General features: G+C 71.3%; 19 protein-coding genes. 12 read left to right on the top strand and 7 right to left on the bottom strand.

Annotation, left to right across the window (positions count from 1 at the left end; all coding sequences use genetic code 11):
- The first annotated feature begins 2 nt into the window (after nucleotides 1-2).
- The 3 genes from ACZ4D5_RS05265 (at nucleotide 3) to ACZ4D5_RS05255 (ending at nucleotide 3,679) form a co-directional block, all read left to right on the top strand.
- Nucleotides 3-1,643 (top strand): glycoside hydrolase family 13 protein, encoded by a 1,641-nt coding sequence (locus tag ACZ4D5_RS05265; protein ID WP_467770973.1) that lies wholly within the window; start codon nucleotides 3-5, stop codon nucleotides 1,641-1,643.
- Between the two features lie 25 nt (nucleotides 1,644-1,668).
- Nucleotides 1,669-2,694 carry a LacI family DNA-binding transcriptional regulator gene (locus ACZ4D5_RS05260; RefSeq protein WP_467770972.1) on the top strand — a complete coding sequence of 342 codons (1,026 nt, stop codon included), beginning with the start codon at nucleotides 1,669-1,671 and terminating at the stop codon, nucleotides 2,692-2,694.
- Between the two features lie 106 nt (nucleotides 2,695-2,800).
- Nucleotides 2,801-3,679 (top strand): phosphatase PAP2 family protein, encoded by an 879-nt coding sequence (locus ACZ4D5_RS05255; protein ID WP_467770971.1) that lies wholly within the window; start codon nucleotides 2,801-2,803, stop codon nucleotides 3,677-3,679.
- Between the two features lie 84 nt (nucleotides 3,680-3,763).
- On the opposite strand, the gene ACZ4D5_RS05250 is transcribed toward ACZ4D5_RS05255, so the two are convergent.
- Nucleotides 3,764-6,847, bottom strand: a complete 3,084-nt coding sequence (locus ACZ4D5_RS05250) for a bifunctional [glutamine synthetase] adenylyltransferase/[glutamine synthetase]-adenylyl-L-tyrosine phosphorylase (RefSeq protein WP_467770970.1) — start codon at nucleotides 6,845-6,847, stop codon at nucleotides 3,764-3,766.
- Nucleotides 6,848-7,025: 178 nt separating this feature from the next.
- Here ACZ4D5_RS05250 and ACZ4D5_RS05245 point away from each other — a divergent pair, with 178 nt between their 5' ends.
- The gene (locus tag ACZ4D5_RS05245) at nucleotides 7,026-7,457 is read left to right on the top strand and encodes a VOC family protein (protein ID WP_467770969.1); all 432 of its coding nucleotides are present in this window, start codon (nucleotides 7,026-7,028) and stop codon (nucleotides 7,455-7,457) included.
- A gap of 124 nt (nucleotides 7,458-7,581) precedes the next feature.
- On the opposite strand, the gene ACZ4D5_RS05240 is transcribed toward ACZ4D5_RS05245, so the two are convergent.
- Nucleotides 7,582-8,943, bottom strand: coding sequence for a glutamine synthetase family protein (locus ACZ4D5_RS05240; protein ID WP_362331234.1), 1,362 nt, complete (start codon nucleotides 8,941-8,943; stop codon nucleotides 7,582-7,584).
- Between the two features lie 292 nt (nucleotides 8,944-9,235).
- On the opposite strand from ACZ4D5_RS05240, the gene ACZ4D5_RS05235 reads away from it, so the two are divergent.
- Nucleotides 9,236-10,462: a globin domain-containing protein gene (locus ACZ4D5_RS05235; RefSeq protein ID WP_467770968.1), complete on the top strand. Its 1,227-nt coding sequence runs from the start codon at nucleotides 9,236-9,238 to the stop codon at nucleotides 10,460-10,462.
- 32 nt (nucleotides 10,463-10,494) lie between these two features.
- Here ACZ4D5_RS05235 and ACZ4D5_RS05230 read toward each other — a convergent pair whose 3' ends face one another.
- A complete protein-coding gene (locus ACZ4D5_RS05230) occupies nucleotides 10,495-10,938 on the bottom strand; it encodes an RrF2 family transcriptional regulator (RefSeq protein WP_467770967.1) in 444 nt (147 codons plus the stop codon).
- A gap of 153 nt (nucleotides 10,939-11,091) precedes the next feature.
- Here ACZ4D5_RS05230 and ACZ4D5_RS05225 point away from each other — a divergent pair, with 153 nt between their 5' ends.
- Nucleotides 11,092-11,751, top strand: a complete 660-nt coding sequence (locus ACZ4D5_RS05225) for a DUF3105 domain-containing protein (RefSeq protein ID WP_467770966.1) — start codon at nucleotides 11,092-11,094, stop codon at nucleotides 11,749-11,751.
- Nucleotides 11,752-11,801: 50 nt separating this feature from the next.
- Nucleotides 11,802-12,398 (top strand): DUF305 domain-containing protein, encoded by a 597-nt coding sequence (locus ACZ4D5_RS05220; protein WP_467770965.1) that lies wholly within the window; start codon nucleotides 11,802-11,804, stop codon nucleotides 12,396-12,398.
- Between the two features lie 32 nt (nucleotides 12,399-12,430).
- Here ACZ4D5_RS05220 and ACZ4D5_RS05215 read toward each other — a convergent pair whose 3' ends face one another.
- Complete coding sequence (locus ACZ4D5_RS05215; RefSeq protein WP_467771487.1) at nucleotides 12,431-13,402, bottom strand: hydroxyacid dehydrogenase; 972 nt, start codon at nucleotides 13,400-13,402, stop codon at nucleotides 12,431-12,433.
- Between the two features lie 371 nt (nucleotides 13,403-13,773).
- On the opposite strand from ACZ4D5_RS05215, the gene ACZ4D5_RS05210 reads away from it, so the two are divergent.
- The 4 genes from ACZ4D5_RS05210 (at nucleotide 13,774) to ACZ4D5_RS05195 (ending at nucleotide 18,414) form a co-directional block, all read left to right on the top strand.
- Nucleotides 13,774-14,628 carry an ABC transporter permease gene (locus ACZ4D5_RS05210; RefSeq protein ID WP_467771486.1) on the top strand — a complete coding sequence of 285 codons (855 nt, stop codon included), beginning with the start codon at nucleotides 13,774-13,776 and terminating at the stop codon, nucleotides 14,626-14,628.
- Nucleotides 14,625-15,521: a carbohydrate ABC transporter permease gene (locus ACZ4D5_RS05205; RefSeq protein ID WP_467770964.1), complete on the top strand. Its 897-nt coding sequence runs from the start codon at nucleotides 14,625-14,627 to the stop codon at nucleotides 15,519-15,521. Before ACZ4D5_RS05210 ends, ACZ4D5_RS05205 begins: the two co-directional genes overlap by 4 nt.
- A 74-nt stretch (nucleotides 15,522-15,595) precedes the next feature.
- Nucleotides 15,596-17,230 (top strand): extracellular solute-binding protein, encoded by a 1,635-nt coding sequence (locus ACZ4D5_RS05200; RefSeq protein WP_467770963.1) that lies wholly within the window; start codon nucleotides 15,596-15,598, stop codon nucleotides 17,228-17,230.
- A gap of 113 nt (nucleotides 17,231-17,343) precedes the next feature.
- Nucleotides 17,344-18,414: a LacI family DNA-binding transcriptional regulator gene (locus ACZ4D5_RS05195; RefSeq protein ID WP_467770962.1), complete on the top strand. Its 1,071-nt coding sequence runs from the start codon at nucleotides 17,344-17,346 to the stop codon at nucleotides 18,412-18,414.
- Between the two features lie 123 nt (nucleotides 18,415-18,537).
- Here ACZ4D5_RS05195 and ACZ4D5_RS05190 read toward each other — a convergent pair whose 3' ends face one another.
- From ACZ4D5_RS05190 to ACZ4D5_RS05180, 3 genes are read right to left on the bottom strand one after another with little or no spacing between them, the layout of a single operon-like run.
- A complete protein-coding gene (locus tag ACZ4D5_RS05190) occupies nucleotides 18,538-19,377 on the bottom strand; it encodes an alpha/beta fold hydrolase (RefSeq protein ID WP_467770961.1) in 840 nt (279 codons plus the stop codon).
- The gene (locus ACZ4D5_RS05185) at nucleotides 19,374-20,147 is read right to left on the bottom strand and encodes a DUF998 domain-containing protein (RefSeq protein WP_467770960.1); all 774 of its coding nucleotides are present in this window, start codon (nucleotides 20,145-20,147) and stop codon (nucleotides 19,374-19,376) included. Before ACZ4D5_RS05185 ends, ACZ4D5_RS05190 begins: the two co-directional genes overlap by 4 nt.
- A 13-nt stretch (nucleotides 20,148-20,160) precedes the next feature.
- Nucleotides 20,161-21,627, bottom strand: coding sequence for an APC family permease (locus ACZ4D5_RS05180; RefSeq protein WP_467770959.1), 1,467 nt, complete (start codon nucleotides 21,625-21,627; stop codon nucleotides 20,161-20,163).
- Nucleotides 21,628-21,697: 70 nt separating this feature from the next.
- Between ACZ4D5_RS05180 and ACZ4D5_RS05175 the strand changes: the two genes are divergently transcribed.
- Nucleotides 21,698-22,201 (top strand): hypothetical protein, encoded by a 504-nt coding sequence (locus ACZ4D5_RS05175; RefSeq protein WP_467770958.1) that lies wholly within the window; start codon nucleotides 21,698-21,700, stop codon nucleotides 22,199-22,201.
- Nucleotides 22,202-22,267: the final 66 nt, after the last annotated feature.

The raw sequence follows: 22,267 nt of genomic DNA, 5'->3' as shown, positions 1-22,267 counted from the left end.
TCATGACCCAGCACGCCACCGCCGCGCCCACCACCACCGACTCCGCGCCCGCCGGGGAGTGGTGGCGCGACGCGGTCATCTACCAGGTCTACCCGCGCAGCTTCGCCGACGGGAACGGCGACGGCATGGGCGACCTGCCCGGCATCACCGCCCGTCTGCCGCACCTGCGCGACCTGGGCGTCGACGCCGTCTGGCTCTCCCCCTTCTACTCCTCGCCGCAGGCCGACGCCGGGTACGACGTGGCGGACTACCGCGCCGTCGACCCGATGTTCGGCACCCTCACCGACGCCGACGACCTGGTGCGCGAGGCCCACTCGCTCGGCCTGCGCGTCATCGTCGACGTCGTGCCCAACCACTGCTCCGACCAGCACGAGTGGTTCAAGCAGGCGCTGCGCGAGGGCCCGGGCTCCCCGCTGCGCGACCGCTTCCACTTCCGCGCGGGCAAGGGCGCGGACGGCGAACTGCCGCCCAACGACTGGGAGTCCATCTTCGGGGGCCCCGCCTGGACCCGCGTCGAGGACGGCGAGTGGTACCTCCACCTCTTCGCGCCCGAGCAGCCCGACTTCAACTGGGAGCACCCCGCCGTCCACGACGAGTTCCGCTCCGTCCTGCGCTTCTGGCTCGACCTCGGCATCGACGGCTTCCGCATCGACGTCGCGCACGGCCTGGTCAAGGCGGCGGGCCTGCCCGACATCGGCCACAACGAACAGGTCAAGCTGCTCGGCAACCAGGCCGTGCCGTACTTCGACCAGGACGGCGTGCACGAGATCTACCGCGACTGGCGCAGGATCCTCCAGGAGTACGGCGCCGACCGGATCGCCGTCGCCGAGGCGTGGACCCCCACCATCGAGCGCAGCGCCCTCTACCTGCGCCCGGACGAGCTGCACCAGGCCTTCAACTTCGCCTACCTGACGACCGACTGGGACGCCGCCGCGCTGCGCACCGTCATCGACCGCTCCCTCACCGCGATGAACGCCGTCGAGGCGCCCGCCACCTGGGTGCTCTCCAACCACGACGTCGTACGCCACTCCACCCGCTTCGCCGACGGCGACGAGGCACGCGGCCTGCGCAGGGCCCGCGCGGCCACGCTCCTGATGCTGGCGCTGCCCGGCTCCGCCTACCTCTACCAGGGCGAGGAGCTCGGCCTGCCCGAGGTCACCGAGCTGCCGGACGAGGTGCGCCAGGACCCGGCGTTCTTCCGCTCCGCCGGCCAGGACGGCACGCGCGACGGCTGCCGGGTGCCCCTGCCCTGGTCCGGCGAGCGCGCTCCGTTCGGCTTCGGGCCCGCCGAGGGCGGCCCGAGCTGGCTGCCGCAGCCGGCGAACTGGAAGGACCTGTCGGTGGCCGCGCAGAGCGGCGACCCGACCTCGACGCTGGAGTTCTACCGCAGCGCCCTCGCCGTGCGCCGCGAGCACCCGGCGCTCGGCGCGGGCCGCGACATCACCTGGCTGGCATCGCCCGAGGGCGTGCTCGCCTTCCGCCGCACCACCCCCGGGGGCTCCGTCGTCTGCACGGTGAACCTCACCGCGTCGCCCGTCGCGCTGCCCACCCCGGGCACCCTGCTCCTCGCGAGCGCCGACGTCGCGCCCACCGCCGACGAGACCGTGCTCCCGGCCGATTCAACGGTCTGGTGGGCAGCCTGAGATGCGACCGGTACAGTCCAATCCTGTGACCGCACGGCTAGCCGACATCGCAGCCCAGGCGGGGGTCAGCGAAGCGACAGTAAGCCGCGTGCTCAACGGCAAGCCGGGCGTCGCCGCGGCCACCCGTCAGTCCGTGCTCGCCGCACTCGACGTGCTCGGCTACGAACGCCCGGTGCGGCTGCGCCGGCGCAGCGCGGGCCTGGTCGGCCTGATCACCCCCGAGCTGGAGAACCCGATATTTCCGGCGCTCGCCCAGGTCATCGGGCAGGCCCTGACCCGGCAGGGGTACACACCGGTCCTGGCCACGCAGACCCCCGGGGGCTCCACCGAGGACGAGCTGACCGAGATGCTGGTGGACCGCGGGGTCGCCGGGATCATCTTCGTCTCGGGCCTGCACGCGGACACCTCGGCCGACATGCAGCGCTACGAACAGCTGCGGGCCCAGGGCGTGCCCTTCGTCCTCGTGGACGGCTTCTCGCCGAAGGTGCAGGCGCCGTTCATCTCCCCCGACGACCGCGCGGCGATGCGCCTCGCGGTCACCCACCTCGTCTCCCTCGGTCATACGCGCATCGGGCTCGCCCTCGGCCCGAAGCGGTTCGTGCCCGTACAGCGAAAGATCGAGGGCTTCATACGCACGGTGCAGGACCAGCTGGACCTCTCTCCCGAGGAGATCGAGGCGGATCTCGTCCAGCACTCCCTGTACACCCTGGAGGGCGGCCAGGCCGCGGCCACGGCGCTGATGGACCGCGGCTGCACGGCCGTGGCATGTGCCAGCGACATGATGGCGCTCGGCGCGATACGGGCGGCGCGCCAGCGCGGCCTGGAGGTGCCGGACGACGTCTCGGTGGTCGGCTTCGACGACTCCCCGCTGATCGCGTTCACCGATCCGCCGCTGACCACGGTCCGCAAGCCGGTGCCCGCGATGGGCCAGGCGGCGGTGCGCACCCTCCTGGAGGAGATCGGCGGCACCCCCGCGCCGCACAGCGAGTTCGTCTTCATGCCCGAGCTGGTGGTTCGAGGTTCAACCGCTTCCGCGCCCAGGAACCCCTAGGGCCTCCTCGGGGTCGCGGGGTCGTTCCTGCGGCGTAGGGAGTGCGGGCCGAACCCGACCAGGGGATGATCGGTCGGGGGGCGGGGATCTGGCAGACTCTGTGCCTATGGGTGAGACGACCGTGACGACAATCGAGGGCCGCGAAGGGCCCGCCGCATCACCCGTCGCGGGCGAGGAAGAAGACCGCAATGGGCGGAATCTCCTGCGCCGTGCGCAGCGCCTGCGCATGCCCCGCCGTCCCCGGCTGTGGTTCGAGATCCTGCTGATCGCGGTGAGCTACTGGACGTACTCACTGATCCGCAACGCCGTGCCGGAGCAGAAGGCCCAGGCGCTGCGGAACGCCGACTGGATCTGGCGGATCGAGCAGGACCTGGGCATCGCCGTCGAGAAGAGCGTCAACCACGCCGTGGACTCGGTGACGTGGCTCATCGTCGGCATGAACTACTACTACGCGACGCTGCACTTCGTGGTGACGCTGGGTGTTCTCGTCTGGCTGTTCCGCAAGCATCCCGGGCGGTACGCGGCCACGCGCCTGGTGCTCTTCGCGACGACGGCGGTGGCCCTGGTCGGCTACTACCTGTATCCGCTCGCCCCGCCCCGCCTGATGAACAACACCCAGTTCATCGACACCGTCGTCGTCCACAACACCTGGGGCTCGATGGCGTCGGGCGACCTGAAGAACATGTCGAACCAGTACGCGGCGATGCCGTCGATGCACATCGGCTGGTCCCTGTGGTGCGGCCTGACGATCTTCGCGCTCGCGTCCGTGCCGTGGGTGAAGGTCCTCGGCCTCCTGTACCCCACGGCGACGCTCGTCGTGATCGTGGCCACCGCCAACCACTTCTGGCTGGACGCGGTCGGCGGCATGATCTGCCTGGCCTTCGGCTTCGCGGTGGCCCGCCTGTGGTACGGCGCGATGCCGTATGCGCTGCCGCGCGAGGTGGGGGTCAAGGGCGCGGTGCCCTTGACGCCACTGAAGGTCTGAGCGGTTCGTTCCTCGGCTGCGGGGGCCTCGTGGCTGGTCGCGCAGTTCCCCGCGCCCCTTCGGGGCGCGCCACCGTCAGGCGGGCTACGGCGCCCCGTAGAACCTCTCCTCCACCACCGCCCGCGCCCTGCGCGTGATGCGCCGGTAGTCGTCCAGCATGTCGCCCACATGCCCCGCGTCGTACCCCAAGTACCGGCCCACGGCCGCCAGTTCGCGGCCGTCGGAGGGGAACGTGTCGCCCGCGCGGCCGCGCACCAGCATCACCGCGTTGCGCACGCGGGTCGCGAGGACCCAGGCCTCGTCGAGGGTCGCCGCGTCCTGCGTCGGGATCAGCTCCGCCGCGCAGGCCGCCGCGAGGGCCTCGCGGGTGCGGGTCGTGCGCAGGCCCGGCTCGGCCCAGGCGTGCTGCAGCTGCAGGAGCTGGACGGTCCATTCGACGTCCGAGAGGCCGCCGCGGCCCAGCTTGGTGTGGAGCGTCGGGTCGGCGCCGCGCGGCATCCGCTCCGCCTCCATGCGGGCCTTGAGGCGGCGGATCTCACGGATCGCGTCCTCGCCGAGGCCCTCCGCCGGATAGCGCAGCGGGTCGACGAGCTCGATGAAGGCGCGGCCCAGCTCCTCGTCGCCCGCCACCGGTTCGGCCCGCAGCAGCGCCTGTGACTCCCAGACCAGGGACCAGCGTCGGTAGTAGGCCTCGTAGGACTTCAACGTACGCACCAGCGGGCCGCTCCTGCCCTCCGGGCGCAGATCTGCGTCGATGAGCAGTGGCGGGTCGGCGGACGGGATCTGGAGGAGCCTGCGCATCTCCGAGATCACCTTCGCCGCGGCCTTGGCCGCCTCCTGCTCGTCGGCGCCCTCCCGCGGCTGGTGCACGAACAGGACGTCCGCGTCCGAGCCGTAGCCCAGCTCGTGGCCGCCGAAGCGGCCCATGCCGATGACCGCGAAGCGGGTCGGGAGCGTGTCGCCCCAGCCCTCGCGGACCACGGCGCGCAGCGTGCCCGCGAGCGTGGCGGCGGTCAGGTCGGAGACCGCCGTGCCCACCCGGTCCACCAGCGCGCCCGGGTCGGCCCGCCCGTCTCCCGCCACCGCCCTTGTGGCGGGCGCTTCACGCGCGCCTTCCTTCGCGGGGCCGTCCTCCGTGCCGTACGAGCCGATGATGTCGCCCGCCGCGGTGCGGAACAGCTCCCTGCGCCGGACCCCGCGCGCCGCCGTCACCGCCTGCTCGGCGCCGTCCGCGCGGCGCACCGCGGCGAGGATCTCCTGCTCCAGGTGGGCGTGGCCGCGCGGCTCCAGGCCCCGCTGGTCGCCGAGGAGGGCGACCGCCTCGGGGGCGCGGAGCAGCAGGTCGGGGGCGAGGCGGCCGGCGGACAGGACGCGGGCGAGGTTCTCCGCCGCCGCGCCCTCGTCCCTCAGCAGCCGCAGGTACCAGGGGGTCTTGCCGAGCGCGTCGGAGACCCTGCGGAAGCCGAGGAGGCCCGCGTCCGGGTCCGCCGAGTCCGCGAACCAGCCGAGCAGGACCGGCAGGAGGGTGCGCTGGATGGCCGCCTTGCGGGACACCCCGGACGCCAGCGCCTCCAGGTGCCTGAGGGCCGCGCTGGGGTCGGCGTACCCGAGGGCGACCAGGCGCTCGCGGGCGGCCTCGGTGCTCAACCGGGCCTCGCCGGAGGGGGGTCCCCCCGTCCGAGCGTATTCGAGGGTGGGGGAGAGTTGGGCGACGGCGTCGAGCAGCGGGCGGTAGAAGAGCTTCTCGTGCAGGCGGCGCACCACGGAGGTGTGCCGCTTCCAGGCGCGGTTGAGGTCCGTGATCGGCTCGGTGCGCATCCCCAGGGAGCGGCCGATGCGCCGCAGGTCCGCGTCGTCCTCCGGCACGAGGTGGGTGCGGCGCAGCTTGTACAGCTGGATGCGGTGTTCGAGGGAGCGCAGGAAGCGGTACGCGTCGTCGAGCTGGACGGCGTCCACCCGCCCCACGTACCCGCCCTCGCCGAGCGCGTGCAGCGCCTCCAGCGTCGACCCGCTGCGGATCGAGGGGTCGCTTCGGCCGTGCACCAACTGCAGCATCTGGACGGCGAACTCGACGTCCCGCAGCCCGCCGGGCCCGAGCTTCAGCTCCCGGTCGACCTCGCCGGCCGGGATGTTCTCGACGACCCTGCGGCGCATCTTCTGCACGTCGGTCACGAAGTTCTCGCGCTCGGCGGCGTGCCAGACGAGGGGGGCGAGCGTGGCGACGTACTCCTCGCCGAGTTCCAGGTCGCCCGCGACGGGGCGGGCCTTGAGCAGCGCCTGGAACTCCCAGGTCTTCGCCCACCGCTGGTAGTACGCGAGATGGCTGGAGAGGGTGCGCACCAGCGGGCCGTTCCTGCCCTCGGGGCGGAGGTTGGCGTCGACGGGCCAGATGGTGCCCTCGACGTTCGTCTCCGAGCAGATCCGCATCATGTGCGAGGCGAGCCGCGTCGCCGCCCGCAGCGCCTTGTCCTCGTCGGCGCCTTCGGCGGGCTCGGCGACGAAGATGACGTCGACGTCGGAGACGTAGTTCAGCTCGTGGCCGCCGCACTTGCCCATCGCGATGACCGCGAGCCTGCACTGCGCGGCGTCGCCGGGCGCCGCCGCGCGGGCCATGGCGAGCGCCGCCCGCAGCGTCGCCGTCGCGAGGTCCGCGAGCTCGGCCGCCGCCTCGGCGACGTCCGTCGTGCCGCACACGTCACGGGCCGCTATGGCCAGCAGGCAGCGGCGGTAGGAGACGCGCAGCGAGACCGGGTCGGTGGCGTCGGCGAGACCCCGCTCGAACTCCTCCACGCCGGGGTGCAGATCGGCCGACTCGTACGTGACCAGGGCCCGCCAGTCGCGGGGGTGCCTGGCCAGGTGGTCGGCGAGGGCCTCGGAGGCGCCGAGCACCCCCAGCAGGCGGTCGCGCAGGGGCTTGGCGGTGACGAGGGTGTCGAGCAGCTCCCGCCGGCTGAGGTCGTCCTCCTGCCCCTCCACCAGGCGGACCAGGCCGAGCAGCGCCAGGTCCGGGTCGGCGGTGGCGCCGAGCGCGTCCAGGAGCAGCGGGTCGGAGCGGACGGCGCTCAGCGCGGGTTCGTCCAGGAGCCGCTCCGCCGCGGACGGATCGGTGAAGCCGTGCCGCAGCAGCCGCGTGAACGTACTGCTCCTGCGCCCTTGCGGCAGCGTCATGGTCCCGCGCCTCCGTTCGATCAATCCTGGCCCGAGCCTACGGCCTCACCGCTGGGTTCCGCCCGCGTGCGGGGTCCGTCGTCGTACGGAGCATCGAGAAGGCGGCGGTACGGCGGCCGGCGACGCGGTGGCGTTTCGAGCGCTGACACGGCCCCAACTCCCTGGTGTACTGCGGCCCATGGAATACACACTCGAAGTGATCCTGCTGCCGGTCAGCGACATCGACCGGTCGATGGCGTTCTACCGCGACAAGCTCGGCTTCCACGTCGACATCGACACCGAGGTCATGCCGGGCATGCGCATCGTCCAGCTGACCCCGCCGGGATCGGGCTGTTCCATCGCCCTGGGCGACGCGGTCTGGGAGACCGTGCAGGGCCCTCGCCCGGCCCCGGGCTCCTACCAGGGCCTGCAGCTGTGCGTCCCCGACGCCAAGGCCGCCCACGCCGAGCTGGTCGCCCGCGGCCTGGACATCGCCGAGCCGGTCCAGCACGCGCCGCAGGACGGCGGCACGTTCATGTACTTCAAGGACCCGGACGGCAACGGCTGGGCGATCCAGGAGTACCGGGTTCGCGCGGCCACGCCGCTGCGGGATGCGATCGTGCCCCGTTAGGGGCGCGGGGAACCACGCGCTCGGCCCGTGAAAGGCCGCAGACGCGTCTGCCCGATGACTCGGCAGACGCGTCTGCGGCCTTTCTGTGGTTGCTCGCGCAGTTCCCCGCGCCCCCTTCAGGGTTCTACAGAACCGGGAGGTTCTTGCGGAGCTCGAAGGCGGTCACTTCGGAGCGGTACTCCTCCCACTCCTGCTTCTTGTTCCGCAAGAAGAAGTCGTACACGTGCTCGCCGAGCGTCTCGGCGACCAACTCGCTCCGCTCCATCAACGAAATCGCCTCGCCGAGATTCTGCGGCAGCGGCTCGATGCCCATCGCGCGGCGCTCGGCATCGGAGAGCGCCCACACGTCGTCATCCGCCCCCGGAGGGAGCTCGTACCCCTCCTCGATGCCCTTGAGTCCGGCGGCGAGCAGCACCGCGTAGGTCAGGTAGGGGTTGGCGCCGGAGTCGATGGAGCGGACCTCCACGCGCGCCGAGCCCGTCTTGCCGGGCTTGTACATCGGTACGCGGATCAGTGCCGAGCGGTTGTTGTGGCCCCAGCAGATGTACGAGGGCGCCTCGCCGCCCGCGCCCGCCGTGCGCTCGGAGCCGCCCCAGATGCGCTTGTAGGAGTTCACCCACTGGTTGGTGACCGCGGAGATCTCGGCGGCGTGCTTCAGCAGGCCCGCGATGAAGGAGCGGCCGACCTTGGAGAGCTGGTACTCGGCACCGGACTCGTAGAACGCGTTGCGGTCGCCCTCGAACAGCGACAAGTGCGTGTGCATGCCGCTGCCCGGGTGTTCGGAGAACGGCTTCGGCATGAACGTCGCCTGCACGCCCTGCTCCAGCGCGACCTGCTTCATGACCAGGCGGAACGTCATGATGTTGTCCGCCGTGGAGAGCGCGTCCGCATACCGCAGGTCGATCTCCTGCTGGCCCGGCGCGCCCTCGTGGTGGCTGAACTCGACCGAGATGCCCATGGATTCCAGCATCGTGATGGCCTGGCGGCGGAAGTCCATGCCCACGTTCTGCGGGGTGTGGTCGAAGTAGCCGGAGTTGTCGGCGGGGGTGGGCCGCGAGCCGTCCAGCGGCTTGTCCTTCAGGAGGAAGAACTCGATCTCGGGGTGGGTGTAGAAGGTGAAGCCCAGGTCGGAGGTCTTGGCCAGGGCCCTCTTCAGTACGTAGCGGGGGTCGGCGAAGGACGGCGATCCGTCCGGCATCAGGATGTCGCAGAACATGCGGGCGGTGCCGGGGGCCTCCGCGCGCCAGGGCAGCACCTGGAACGTCGACGGGTCCGGCTTGGCGATCATGTCCGACTCGTACACGCGGGCGAAGCCCTCGATCGCCGAGCCGTCGAAGCCGATGCCCTCGTCGAAGGCCTGCTCCAGCTCGGCCGGGGCCACGGCCACCGACTTCAGGAAGCCGAGGACATCCGTGAACCACAGGCGTACGAACCGGATGTCGCGCTCCTCCAACGTACGGAGCACGAATTCCTGCTGCTTGTCCATCTTCCGCTTCCACCCATCCTTGCTGGTCAGGCCGCCTGCACCCGCGCAACGGGACACATCGGGCACATGAGCATCCCACTGCGCGGTTTCGAACGCGTTGCGGACTCCGTGCCGCGGGCCGATCCGCTCGTCGCTCTGTGCCCATAGTGCCTGCTGATCGGCGGCTCTGTAACGGCGGGCTTGCCACGCCCTTCTTTAACTTGCATCTGAGATGCAAGTTTTCTACCGTCTGAACACAGACAAGGGAGACGTAAAGCGCCCTTATCGGCCCACCCGGCTTTGAGGAGTCCCGTTGCTGTCAGAACCGTCCGCCGCGACCGTCCGCGCCACCCTCCCCGTCGTCGGAGCCGCCATCGGCGAGATCACCGAGCGGTTCTACGGGCGGCTCTTCGAGGCCCACCCCGCACTCCTGCGGGACCTCTTCAACCGCGGCAACCAGGCCGCCGGCACCCAGCGCCAGGCCCTGGCGGGATCGATCGCCGCCTTCGCGACGTACCTGGTGGATCACCCCGACGAGCGGCCCGACGTGATGCTGAACCGCATCGCGCACAAGCACGCCTCGCTCGGCGTGGCCGCCGACCAGTACGGGATCGTCCACGAGCACCTCTTCGCCGCCATCGCCGAAGTGCTCGGCGACGCCGTCACGCCCGAGGTCGCCGCCGCCTGGGACGAGGTCTACTGGCTGATGGCCAACGCCCTCATCGCCATCGAGGCCCGCCTCTACGCCGAACAGGGCGCCGTCTCGGGCGACACCTGGCGGGAGTGGCAGGTCGTCGGCCGCGTCGAGGAGACGGCCGACGTCGCCACCTTCCAGCTGCGCCCCGTCGGCGAGGCGCCCGCGCCGGGCTTTCGCGCGGGACAGTACGTGTCCGTGCAGGTCCAACTGGCCGACGGGGCACGGCAGATACGGCAGTACAGCCTGACCGGTGCGGGCGGCCCGGCCGAATCCCCGGTACGGCAGATCACCGTGAAGCGGGTCCGGGCGGCCGCAGGGACGCCCGAGGGCGAGGTCTCCACCCACCTCCACGCGCACGTACGGGAAGGGGACGTGCTGCGGGTCTCCGCTCCGTACGGCGACCTCGTCCTGGACACGGCGACGGCCGACCAGGAGGTGCCCCTGCTGCTCGCCTCCGCCGGCATCGGCGTCACCCCGATGATCGCCGTGCTGGAGCAGCTCGCCGCCGCCGGGCACCGCGCCCCGGTCACCGTCGTGCACGCCGACCGCTCCCCCGCCGAGCACGCGCTGCGCGCCGACCACGCGGCGTACACCGGCAAACTCCCGGACGCCGCCGCGTACTTCTTCTACGAGCGGCCGCAGGAGGGGCACCCCGCCGAACTCACCGGACTCGCCGACCTGGGGGCGCTGCCGCCGCCGGCGGCCGGTACGCGCGCGTACCTGTGCGGGCCGCTGCCGTTCATGCGGGCGGTGCGGGCCCAGCTCATCGAGCGGGGGGTTGCCGCCGCCGACATCCATTACGAGGTGTTCGGGCCGGACCTCTGGCTGGCGCAGGACGCCTGAGCCCCGGGGTCAGGTGGCGGTGCGGCCGGGGCTCAGGTCGCGTCCCGTGTCGTGATGTCCAGGAGCAGCGGGCCCGTCGGCGCCGCCACCATGTCCGCCACCGTCAGCGGGTCCAGCGAGGCGTAGAACGCCTCCTGGGCCCTGCGCAGCGCGCCGCGCAGCCGGCACGCCGAGTTGAGCGGGCACGGGGCCACGCCCTCGCACTCCACCACGTCGCCGTCGCCCTCGAAGGACCTCACCAGCGCGCCGACCGACGCCGTGCGGCCCGCCTCGGTCAGCGCGAGCCCGCCGCCCCTGCCCCTGCGGGCCTGCAGCAGGCCCCTCTTCTGGAGCTCGGCGACGACCTTCGCCTCGTGGGTGTAGGGCACCGCCATGTCGGCGGCCACCTCGCGCGTCGTGGGGGCCGTCCCGCTCTCCGCCACGGCCAGACGCATGAGGGTGCGCAGCGCCAGGTCGGTGGATCGCATGAGCCGCATGCCTTCGAGCGTAGGTAATGCGCATCCGCGCCTCAAATTCTCCTGGTGCCGCCATGGACGCGAAGACCCCTGTGGTCCTTGCCTTCCCTCCCACTACGATCAGCGGACTCTCGTTCGTCGTCCCGTACGTCTCTTTCTGCCGAAGGACACACCATGGGTTCCGCCAAGAACACGAGCAACGCCTCCCGCAAGGCCCGGATAGAGGAGATGCGCCGGGCCGAGCGCGCACGGGACCGCCGGGTCCGCACCCTGACCGTCACGCTCAGCGCGGTCGTCGTCGCGGCGCTGGGCGCGGGCGGCTTCTTCCTCCTCTCCCGGACCGACGACGACTCCGGCTCGAAGGACGACGCGAAGGGCCGGCCGACGTACAAGGTCACCGAGGACGGCGAGAAGGTCTGGGGCAAGCTCGGGCGTACGCATGTGACGAAGGACGTGGACTACCCCATGACCCCGCCGGTGGGCGGGGACCACCATCAGGCGTGGATGAACTGCAACGGCGACGTCTACGAGAAGGAACTCCCCGAGGTGAACGCCGTGCACTCGCTGGAGCACGGCGCCGTCTGGGTCACCTACAACGACAAGGCGAAGCCGGCGGACGTGAAGAAGCTCGCGGCGAAGGTCAGGGCGACGCCGTACTCGCTGATGAGCCCGGTGAAGGACCAGAAGGACCCCGTCATGCTGACGGCGTGGGCGCACCAGCGGACGGTGTCGGGCGCGGACGACCCGAAGGTCAAGGAGTTCTTCTCCACGTACGTGCAGGGGAAGCAGACTCCGGAGCCGGGGGCCGCGTGCACGAACGGGCTTGCGCAGTGAGGCGGGGGTAGCCGGTGAAGTGGCGGAAGAAGCCGCGTACGCAATGGATCGTGGGGAGTGTCGCGGCGGCGGCGCTCCTGGCGTGCGGCATCACGGCGGCGGTGGCCGCGACGGAGTCCGACTCCCCTGGTACGCCCGCGAGTTCGTCCGCCGACGCGGGCTTCGCGCGGGACATGGCGGTCCACCATCAGCAGGCGGTGGAGATGTCGTACGTCGTGCGGGACCGGACCGACGACGAGGAGGTGCGGCGCCTCGCGTACGACATCGCCCAGACGCAGGCCAACCAGCGCGGGATGCTGCTGGGCTGGCTCGACCTGTGGGAGCTGCCGAAGGTGCCCGAGGGGGCGCCGATGGAGTGGATGGGCATGGGGGACATGCCGGCGGGCGAGGACGGGGCGCTGATGCCGGGCATGGCGACGAGAACGGAGCTGTCCCGGCTGGGGAAGCTGAGCGGTGAGAAGGCGGAGGTTCTGTACCTCCGGCTGATGACGCGGCACCACCGGGGCGGGGTGCACATGGCGGAGGGCTGTGTGAAGCGCTGCGGGGTACCGGCGGAACGGCGGCTGGCGCGGGGCATGGTGGAGTCGCAGGAGTCGGAGATCGCCCTGATGTCCACCATGCTGAAGTCCCGCGACGCAAAGCCGTAAGGGCAGGCTCCGATTCCGCCGCGGGGCAACCACTACGCCAGGCGCCGCAGGTCCTCGCGGCGGAGGGCGCCCCTCAGCTCCGCCCCCGCGACGTACCGCTCCACCTCCGCCACCGCGTACGCACCGAGCCTGCGCACCTCGCTCCCCTGTGCACCGGCGACATGCGGGGTCACCAGGACGTTCGGCAGGCGCAGCAGCGCGTGCCCCGCGGGCAGCGGCTCCGGATCCGTGACGTCCAGGAACGCGTCCAGCCGCCCCGCCCCGCACTCCCGGGCCAACGCCTCCGTGTCCACCAGCGACCCCCTGGCCGTGTTGATCACGACTCCGCCGTCCGGGATCAGACGCAGCTTCTCCTCGCTCAACAGCCCCCGCGTCTCCGGAAGTTGCGGTGCGTGCACCGTCACGATGCTGCTCCGTCGGCACAGTTGAGCCAGCGACACCAACTCCGCCCCCAACTCCGCGGCCTCCACCGGAGTCACGTACGGATCCGTCAGCAGAAGGCGATAGCCCGCGTCCGACGCGCGAAGCGCCGCCATCACGCCCCGCCCGATGCGCGAGGCCCCTATGACACCGACCGTCCTCGCGTCCGCCCCGACCCGCTCCGCGAACGGCGGCCACCCGTCCGCGTACCCCGCCGCCGCCGACAGCGCCCCCTTCGCCGCGAACGTGATCGCCGCCAGCGTGAACGCCACCACCGGATCCGCGTTGGCGTCCGCCGCCGAGGAGACGACGATCCCCCGCTCCCACACCGCGTCCGTCACCATCGGCTTGACCGACCCCGCCGCGTGGATCACCGCCCGGAGGCGGGGCGCGCGCGCCAGGACCTCCGGCGTCAGCGGCGGGCACCCCCAGCCCGTGACCAGGATCTCCGTCTCGGAGAGGACCTCAAGGGACTCCGGTGTCGTCAGCGACCCGGAGAGCGGCCTCGGCGCCAACTCCACGCTGTGGGAAAGCCGTTCGCGCAGGTCCCGAGGGAACACGCGGTCCGCGACCTCGACGCCCATCGCCAGTGCCGTGACCGGCGGGTCGTCATCGCTCCGCCGCCGCTGATCCGCCCGCAATGCCTGCTCCGCCACGCGTGACCATCCCTCGTAGTAACCGGTTACTCACCAGCGCTTGGAGGCTAGGACCAAGCCGCGACAGGGGTCAAGAGCGGTGCAGGACAAGGGGGTTGACCGAGGACAGTAACCGCTTTAGATTCCGGGCACCTTGTTCCGACGACGGAGGGGTTGCCGTGCCGACGGTGACGAAGGACCGGGCGGAAACCGAGGCGGTGAAGCCGCCCGGCAGGAGCGACAGCGGGTCAAACGGCAGGAAATCAGGCCGTGGTGAGCTGTGGAAACGGTTTCAGCGCACGCGCTTCCTGGTGCTGCTCATGGTGCCGGGCCTCGTGTACTTCCTGGTCTTCCATTACGGCGCCTTCGTCGCCAACGCGGTGGCCTTCAAGGAGTACGTGCCCTTCGACGGCCTGTGGGCCAGCCCCTGGGTCGGCACGGAGAACTTCTCGCGGATGTTCGGCGATCCGGACTTCTGGCACGCGACGTGGAACACCCTGTTCATCGCCGTGCTGCAGTTGGTCTTCTTCTTTCCCGCGCCGCTCGCCCTCGCCCTGCTCCTGCACAGCCTGACCTCGGACCTGCTGCGCCGCTTCACGCAGTCCGTGATCTATCTGCCGCACTTCCTGTCGTGGGTCGTCGTGGTGGCCCTGTTCCAGCAAGTGCTGAGCGACACGGGCCTGTTGAACACCTTCCTCAGCGACTCCGGGCTGCACACCGTCGACATCATCGGCAATCCGGACGCGTACAAGCCCCTCGTCGTCATCGAGGTGATCTGGAAGGACGCCGGCTGGGGAACGATCATCTTCCTCGCCGCCCTCATGCAGGTCGACGAGCAGCTGTACGAGGCCTCCGCCATCGACGGGGCAGGGCCCTGGCGCCGCTTCTGGCACGTCACGCTGCCCGGCATCCGGCCCATCATCATCCTGCTCCTGATCATGCGGCTCGGCGACATCCTCTCCGTCGGCTTCGAACAGATGCTGCTGCAGCGGCAGTCGGTCGGCCCGGAGGTCGGCGAGGTCCTCGACACCTTCGTCTTCTGGCAGGGCATCGTCGGCGGCGACACCGGATACGCGGCGGCCGCGGGCCTGTTCAAGGGTGTCGTCGGCGCGGCACTCGTCTTCACCGCCAACCGGGTCGCCCACCGGCTCGGCGAACAGGGGGTCTACAAGTGAGCACCGGTCACGTCACCAGGCCCGCCTGGAGGGAGAAGCCCCGGTTCGCCACCAAGGCAGCGAAGGCCGTCGCGGTGGTGGTCGTTCTCGGGCTCGTGCTGATCCCGTTCCTCGTCATCGTCTCCACCTCACTCGCCTCCAACCGCGAGGTCGTCGACAACGGCGGCTGGGTCCTGTGGCCCAGCGATCCGACGCTGCGCGCCTACCGCACCATCCTCAGCGGCGGCATCGTCACCAAGGCGCTCGGCGTGAGCGTCGGCCTCACCGTCGTGGGCACGCTCCTCTCGCTCGCGTGCACCACCTTCCTCGCGTACGCGCTGGCCCGCCCCGGTGTCTTCGGCGGCAAGCCCGTACTCCTTCTCATCCTCTTCACCTTCCTCTTCCCGCCCGGCATGATCCCCGCGTTCCTTCTGGTCAAGGGCATGGGGATGATGGATACGTACGCCGCGCTCATCGCGCCCGTACTCATCAACGTCTTCAACCTGATCGTGCTGCGCGGCTTCTTCCAGGGCATACCCGAGGAGCTGTACGAGGCGGCGAGGCTGGACGGCGCCGGTGACTGGCACATCCTGTGGCGGATCGTCCTGCCGCTGTCGAAGGCGGCCCTCGCGGTGGTCTCCCTCTTCTACGCGGTGAGCTACTGGAACGCCTGGTTCCATGCCTCGATCTACATGGAGTCAGGCCACTGGCCGCTGTCCCAGGTCCTGCGTACGTACGTCATCGGCGGCTCCCAGATCGCGGACACCGGCCTGAGCGAGGCCGGGATGGTCTCCGCGCCGCAGACGACACAGATGGCCGTCCTGGTGATCGCCACCGTGCCGATCCTGCTCGTCTACCCCTTCCTGCAGAAGTACTTCACCAAGGGCGTGCTCACCGGCGCCATCAAGAGCTGAGCCGGAGCCCAGTCGGCTGAGCACCTCCCCCAACTCGTCGTCCCGAAGGGTTCATTCACGTGTCCGGTTCCTCGATGTCGCGGCGTACCCTGCTCCGTTCCATGGCCGTCGGCGGCGCCGCCCTGGCCGCTCCCGCCGTCCTGACGGCCTGCTCGACCGACTCCGGCGGCGGCAACGTCTCCAACGCGGGCAAGAAGGCGGTGCCCTGGCCGACGTACGCCCCGGCGAAGGGCCCCACCCCCGACCTGGCGCCGACCGCCGAGGGCGTGCAGCCCGGGTACACGAAGTACCCGGAGAAGCTCGTGCGGGCGATGTCCGAGAAGCCGGGGACCGGCAAGGAGAAGATCAAGGTCATGACGATCACCTACGGCACCCCGCCGAAGGAGGTCGGACGGAACAAGTACTGGCAGGCGGTGAACGAAGCGCTCGGCGTGGAGGTCGAGTTCACCGTCGTGCCCGACGCGGACTTCCGCGCCAAGATGTCCACGCTGATGTCCGGCGACGACCTGCCCGACATGATCAACTTCGGTGGCGGGTACGTGCTGCCGAGGGAGGCGCAGTTCGTGAAGTCCCGGTGCGCCGACCTCAGCGACCACCTGTCCGGCGACGCCGTCAAGGACTACCCCAACCTCGCCAACATCCCCACGTACGCCTGGGAGGGCATGGGCCGCATCGCCGGGCGCATCTACGGCCTGCCGATCGAGCGCGCCAAGGTGCAGGGCGCGATGTTCATCAACCGCGAGGCCTTCGACAAGGCCGGGTACCGGCCGGGGATGTCCGCGCCCGACTTCCAGGCCATGGCCCAGGAGGCCTCGCAGGGAAAGAAGTTCGCCCTCGGTGCCTCCACGGTCGGCTTCTTCGGGTACCTGTACCACGCGATGTGGCACGGCGCGCCCAACCAGTGGCGGATCAGGGGCGGCAAGGTCACCGACATGTACGGGACCGACGAGTTCAAGGCCGCGCTGGAGTTCATGGCGAAGATGCGGGCGGCCGGCTCGTACAACCCGGACGCCACCTCGATCTCCCAGGTGGACCTGAAGACCCAGTTCTACAACGGCACCGTCCGCTCGATGACCGACGGCTGGGGCGCCGTCATCTCCAACGCCCAGGGAATCAAGGACGAGTTCACCCTGGACGTCGCCGAGCCGTACGCCGTCGACGGCGTCACGCCCGTCTACCAGCAAAACCGCGGCTGTTTCGGCTACACCGTCGTCAAGAAGGCCTCCAAGGACCGCGTGAAGCTGATGCTGCGCGTGCTCGACTGGCTCGCCTCGCCGTTCGGCTCGAAGGAGTACGAGCTGATGCACTACGGCGTGGAGGGCACCCACTTCACGTACAACAAGGACGGCGACCCGGTCGCCACCGAGCTCGGCCTGATCGACTCCAGGACCAACCTGCCCTTCCCCTACCTGATGGACGCCCCGCAGCCGCTGTACTTCCCCGGCTTCCCCGACCTCACCGAGCGGCTGCACGCCTGGGAGAAGAAGGTCGTCCCGCTCCTCGTCCCCGACGACCACTGGGGCCTGATGTCGGACACGTACAACCGGCAGGGCGCCTCGATGCAGCAGATCATCGAGGACGGCGTCACGGCGGTCGTCTCCGGCCGCAAGAACCTCTCCGACTGGGACTCCATCCACCAGAAGTGGCAGTCGCAGGGCGGCAAGCGGTCCGCCGAGGAGTTCCTGAAGGAGTACGAGGCCGCGCACTGAGCCGGGGTCCCGGCGCGGGATGATGGGTCCGGGGCGAGGGGCGCCGTGGGGGCAACTCCGCCCCGGATCCGGTCGGTTGGACGGCCGAGAGGCCACGGGTGAGGGAGACACAGGTGGGTGAGCGGGTCACGATCCGCGACGTGGCCGCGCGTGCGGGGGTCTCGGTGGCGACCGTCTCGCGGGTCCTCGCGGGGAACTATCCGACGTCCACGGCGTCGCGCGCGAAGGTGCTGAGGGCGGTCAAGGACCTCGACTACGTCGCCAACGCGCACGCGCGCGCGTTGGCGGGCGCGGGCCGCAAGACGATCGCGGTGCTCACCTACGACGTGGTCGGGGCGTTCTACGCACAGGTCGCGCAGGGCGTCGAGATGGAGGCGGCCCAGCACGGCCGCCTCACGCTGGTCGCGTCCACCGGCAGCGATCCCTCGCGCGAGCTGGCACTGGTGCAGATGATGCGGGAGCAGGCCGCCGAGGCCGTGGTGCTCGTCGGGGGCGCGGTCCAGGACGACGAGTACCGGCAGCGGATGGCGCGGTACGCGGAGGTCCTCGCGGCGGCGGGCTCGCGTCTGGTGCTCTGCGGCCGTCCGGCGCCGGCGCCCGACGTGCCGGCGCTGGTCGTCGAGTACGACAACGAAGCGGGCGCCCATGCCGTCACCAGCCACCTGCTGGGCGCCGGACACCGCAGGATCGCGCTGCTCGGCTACCAGCCGGGGAACACGACGGGCGAGGACCGCCTCGCCGGTTACCTCCGTGCCCTCGACGACCACGGCGTGCCGCGCGGCGAAGCCGTCCTCCACGGCCTCGGCTTCGGGCAGAACCACGGCTACCAGGCGATGCGGGACCTGCTCGACAAGGCGGACGGGAAGCCGGACTTCACGGCGGTCTTCGGGGGCGACGACCGGGCCGCGGCGGCGGCGATCACCGCGCTGCGGGAGTACGGGCTGCGGGTGCCGGAGGACGTCTCGGTGGTCGGCTACAACGACGACCCCGTGGCCGCGGACATCACGCCCGGCCTGACGACGGTCCACATCCCCGCCGAGGAGATGGGCCGCACGGCGGTCCGCCGGGCCCTGACGGGCTCGCCGCGGGCGGGGCAGGAACGTCACGTACTGGGCACGCACATCGTGATCCGGGACAGCGTCCGGCCCCTCCGGGGCGGGAGCCCTGGCCCTGCGGGCGGCTGAGGGAGTTCGTGTCTGCGGGCGAGTGGCGGCTGATCGCGCAGTTCCCCGCGCCCCCTTCAGGGGCACGCCGCCGCTCGTATGTCTGCGGATCCATCGTGGCTGATCGCGCAGTTCCCCGCGCCCCTACGGTTCCCAGCCGCTGCCGGGCAAACCGGTGGGCGGGTGGGAGAGGGGTTGCGTGGGGTGGATGGACGATGCCACGTCCTCGGGGCGGTCCCGCATCACCAGGTGCCCCGACGGCTCCGCGACGCGGAACACCCCGCCGAGGCCCGCGGCCAGCGCCCGCTGACGGTTCAGCCACCGGCGCGAGCCACCCCCGTACGCCGCGAGGACCGTGACCCGGGCAGGCGGCAGCGGCACGCTCCTCCGCAGCTGGGCCAGTTCCAGCGCGACGTCGCCGTACGTCGCGTACTCCATCGACGCCGCCCGCCACACCCTGCTGGTCCCGTACAGCCCCGCCCACCGACTCGGCGCCGTCAGCCCGCGGAGCGCAGGACCCACCGCCCGCGGCACCCCCGCCCCGCACACCACCGCCCCGCACGCGCGCGTGGCCGCCACCCGCAGCCCCCGCGGCAACAACACCCTCGGCCGCTCCTCCACACTGGAGTCGACCAGGACGAGCCCCGAGGTCAGCTCGGGCCACAGCCGGGCGAACGCCTCCGCGTGGAAGCCGGCGAGCGAGTGCCCGACCACCGTGGCCCGTTCCCCGCCGAGACCCACCGCGTCCAGGACCCGCAGGATCCGCTCCGCCTCGCCCCGCAACGTGGGCGCCACGCGCGCGTGGCCGCTCAGTCCGAGGCCGGGACGGTCGAAGCGGACCACGGTCCGATGCGGAGCAAGGAGCGGCACCACGGGATCCCAGTCGAACCAGCCGAGCCCGAGCCCCGCGCTCAGCACGCACACCGGCCCGCTCCCCGTCACCTCGACGTGGTGCGGCACTCCCCCGATACGTACGAAACTCATGTCCGCCGCGCCGCCGAAGAAGCCATCGACCACGCGAGGACCGCGATCCACACCGCGATGAACAGCACCTGAAGCCGCTGCCCCACCCCGAGCCCCCATGTCCCCCGCCCCGCCTCCAGCGCCGCGACGGACGCCAACGTCCATCCCGTGGCGACCAGTTCGAGCACGACGAGAACCGGCCCGCCGCGCGCGAGCGCAGGCCACGCGCGCGCCCCGCCGGGCGAACGCCTCGCGGCGACCGTGAGCAGCACCATGGCGACCAGCGCCCCCGTCACCGCGAGACTGCTGCTGAAGGCGTGCCCGGCGTGCGTCCAGGGCACGTCCCCCGCCCCCTCCCGCGCCGCGCACTCCGCGTCCGCGGTCGGCGCGCAGCTCAGCGGCAGCACCCGCGCGTCGACGGCCGTGGCCGCCCCGAACAGCGCGAGCCCGGCCCAGCCCGCCGTGGCCCACCACCCCTGACGCGGCAGCCGGACCAGCGCCCCCACCGCGCCCGCGAGGACGAGCAGCCCCGCGAGGAAGTCCACCGTGCGGAAGAACCTCCCGTACGGCTGGTCCTGGGCGGCGAGTTCACTGACGTACGACGAAAGGGGCGAGAGCCCGGTCGGCAGGAACGCCTCGGCCGACCAGCTCGCGTACCCGAGGGCGCCGAGCAGCAGGAGGGCCGCGAGGACACGCAGGACGGCGGGCCGGCAGGCCCCGGGCCGGGTGCCGCGCGAGCGCGGCTGCTGCTCAGAGACCATGGATGCGGCTGCCGTCGTAGATGCGGACATCGATCGACAAATGCTATTCGGACGCACGGGCCGGCCGGTGGTCGGGGTGGATCCAGCTCGGCTTGCGGAACTTGAGGAAGGCCGCGGGCGCAAGGACGCCGAGCGCCAGGAGACCGCCGCCGACGACCAGCAGATAGCGCCACAGCGGGCCCTTGCCGAACTGGTCGGGCGGCACGAAGCCGATGACGAGCGCGGCGAGCGACGCGATGAACCCGACGGCCGCGACGAAGGTGACGGCGGGGACCACGAAGCCGCGCGGCACCTGCGGCTGCGACGTCCGCAGGCGCACGACGGCCACGAACATCAGCAGGTACGCGATCAGATAGATCTGCACGGTGATCACCGAGAACATCCAGTACGCGCTGGAGACGTCGCTGCTGAAGGCGTAGAGGACACCGATCAGGGTGGTGACGACGCCCTGCGCGACCATGATGTTCCGCGGGACGCCCGCCTTGTTGAACTTCTGCAGGAAGGGCGGCAGATAGCCCTCCTGGCGGGCGAGCGTGACCAGTCCCTTGGCGGGGCCCGCGAGCCAGGTGAGCATGCCGCCGAGCGCGGCCATGACGAGCATGATGCCGACGACCTTCGTCATCCAGCCGATGTGGAAGTGGTCGAAGAACGCCTGGAAGGCCTGCATCAGACCGGCGGTGAGGCTGAGCTCCTCCGACGGCATCACCCAGCTGATGGCCAGGGCCGGAAGGATGAAGATCAGCAGCACGAGCCCGGTGGCGAGGAAGATCGAGCGCGGGTACTCCGAGCGGGGGTCGCGCAGCGACGAGACGTGGACGCCGTTCATCTCCATGCCCGCGTAGGAGAGGAAGTTGTTGACGATGAGGACCAGGCTGGCGAGGCCGGTCCACGGGGGCAGCCAGTGGTCGGCGCTCATGGGCGCGGCGGACGGGTTGCCCTGCCCCAGGAAGACGATGCCGAGGACGACGAGCACGACGCCGGGGACGAGGGTGCCGATGATCAGCCCGAGGGAGGAGAGCCCGGCGACGGTCTTGGTGCCCCGGGACGTGATCCACACGCCCGTCCAGTAGATGACGACGATGACGATCGCTACGTAGAGGCCGTTCTCGGCGAGGCTCGGATGGACGACGTACGCGAACGTCGAGGCGACGTAGGCGAGCAGGCTCGGGTAGTACGCGATGGTCATGGCGAACTGGCACCACACGGCGACGAATCCGAGCGGCTTGCCGAGCGCCTCGCTCACCCACCGGTAGATGCCGCCGGACCAGCCGGAGGCGAGCTCGGCGCCGACGAGGGCGGTGGGGAGCAGGAAGACCAGGGCGGGCAGGAGGTAGAGGAAGACCGCGGCGAGCCCGTAGATGGCCATCGAGGGCGAGGGGCGCAGGCTCGCCACGGACGCGGTGGTCATGAGCGCGAGCGTCACCCAGGAGATGAACTGCCGCGGGATGGCGGGGTCCGGTTCCGGCAGGGTGCCCGCCCCTGTCCGCTCCGGTTCGTCCTTGGTCGTCATGCGCTCATGATCGTCGCAGCGTCGGGGGCCCGCATGTCGCCGGATACCCGGCGGGGGTAGGGTTCGCCTCATGGCGAGGACGAGGAGCCGCACGGGGTACGGGCAGTTGACGCTGCTCGCCGCGCTGCTCTTCGGGATCGTGACCATGCATACGCTGGGGCATCCCTCGGGCGGCCACGAGAGCGGGTCGTCCTCTGCCGGTGCGTCGTCGTCCATGCGGCACGACACGTCGTCGCACACCCGGCACGCAACAGGCGCGGGGCACGGCGAGGCCGCCCCGGCGCACGGCACCCCCGTCCTCGCTCCCGCCCTCGCCCCCGCGGAGGGCGACCGCGTCATGAGCGTGGCCGCGCCCGCCCCCGAGCCGCACGGCGGGATGGCGATGGATCCGCTGTCCGTGTGTCTGGCCGTCCTCGGGGTCTTCACTCTCGTCCTGCTGCTGCGGGCAGGCCTGCTGCGGCCGAGCGGAACGCCCGCCCGCCTGCCCGGACTCGGGCGGCTCCTGCACTTCGTGGGCCCCGAACCGCCGCCGCCCCGCACCCTGCTGACTCGTCTGTCGGTGCTGCGCCAATAGGTCGGCGCACCGGCTGCTTCGTGCTGCCCGCGCATCTCGTGCCGTTCCGGTGGGAACCCACGGGCG

It is taken from the genome of Streptomyces sp. NPDC025651 (assembly GCF_055558735.1).
The sequence above is the reverse complement of the archived record's forward strand: the minus strand, read 5'-3'. Positions and strand labels throughout refer to the sequence as shown.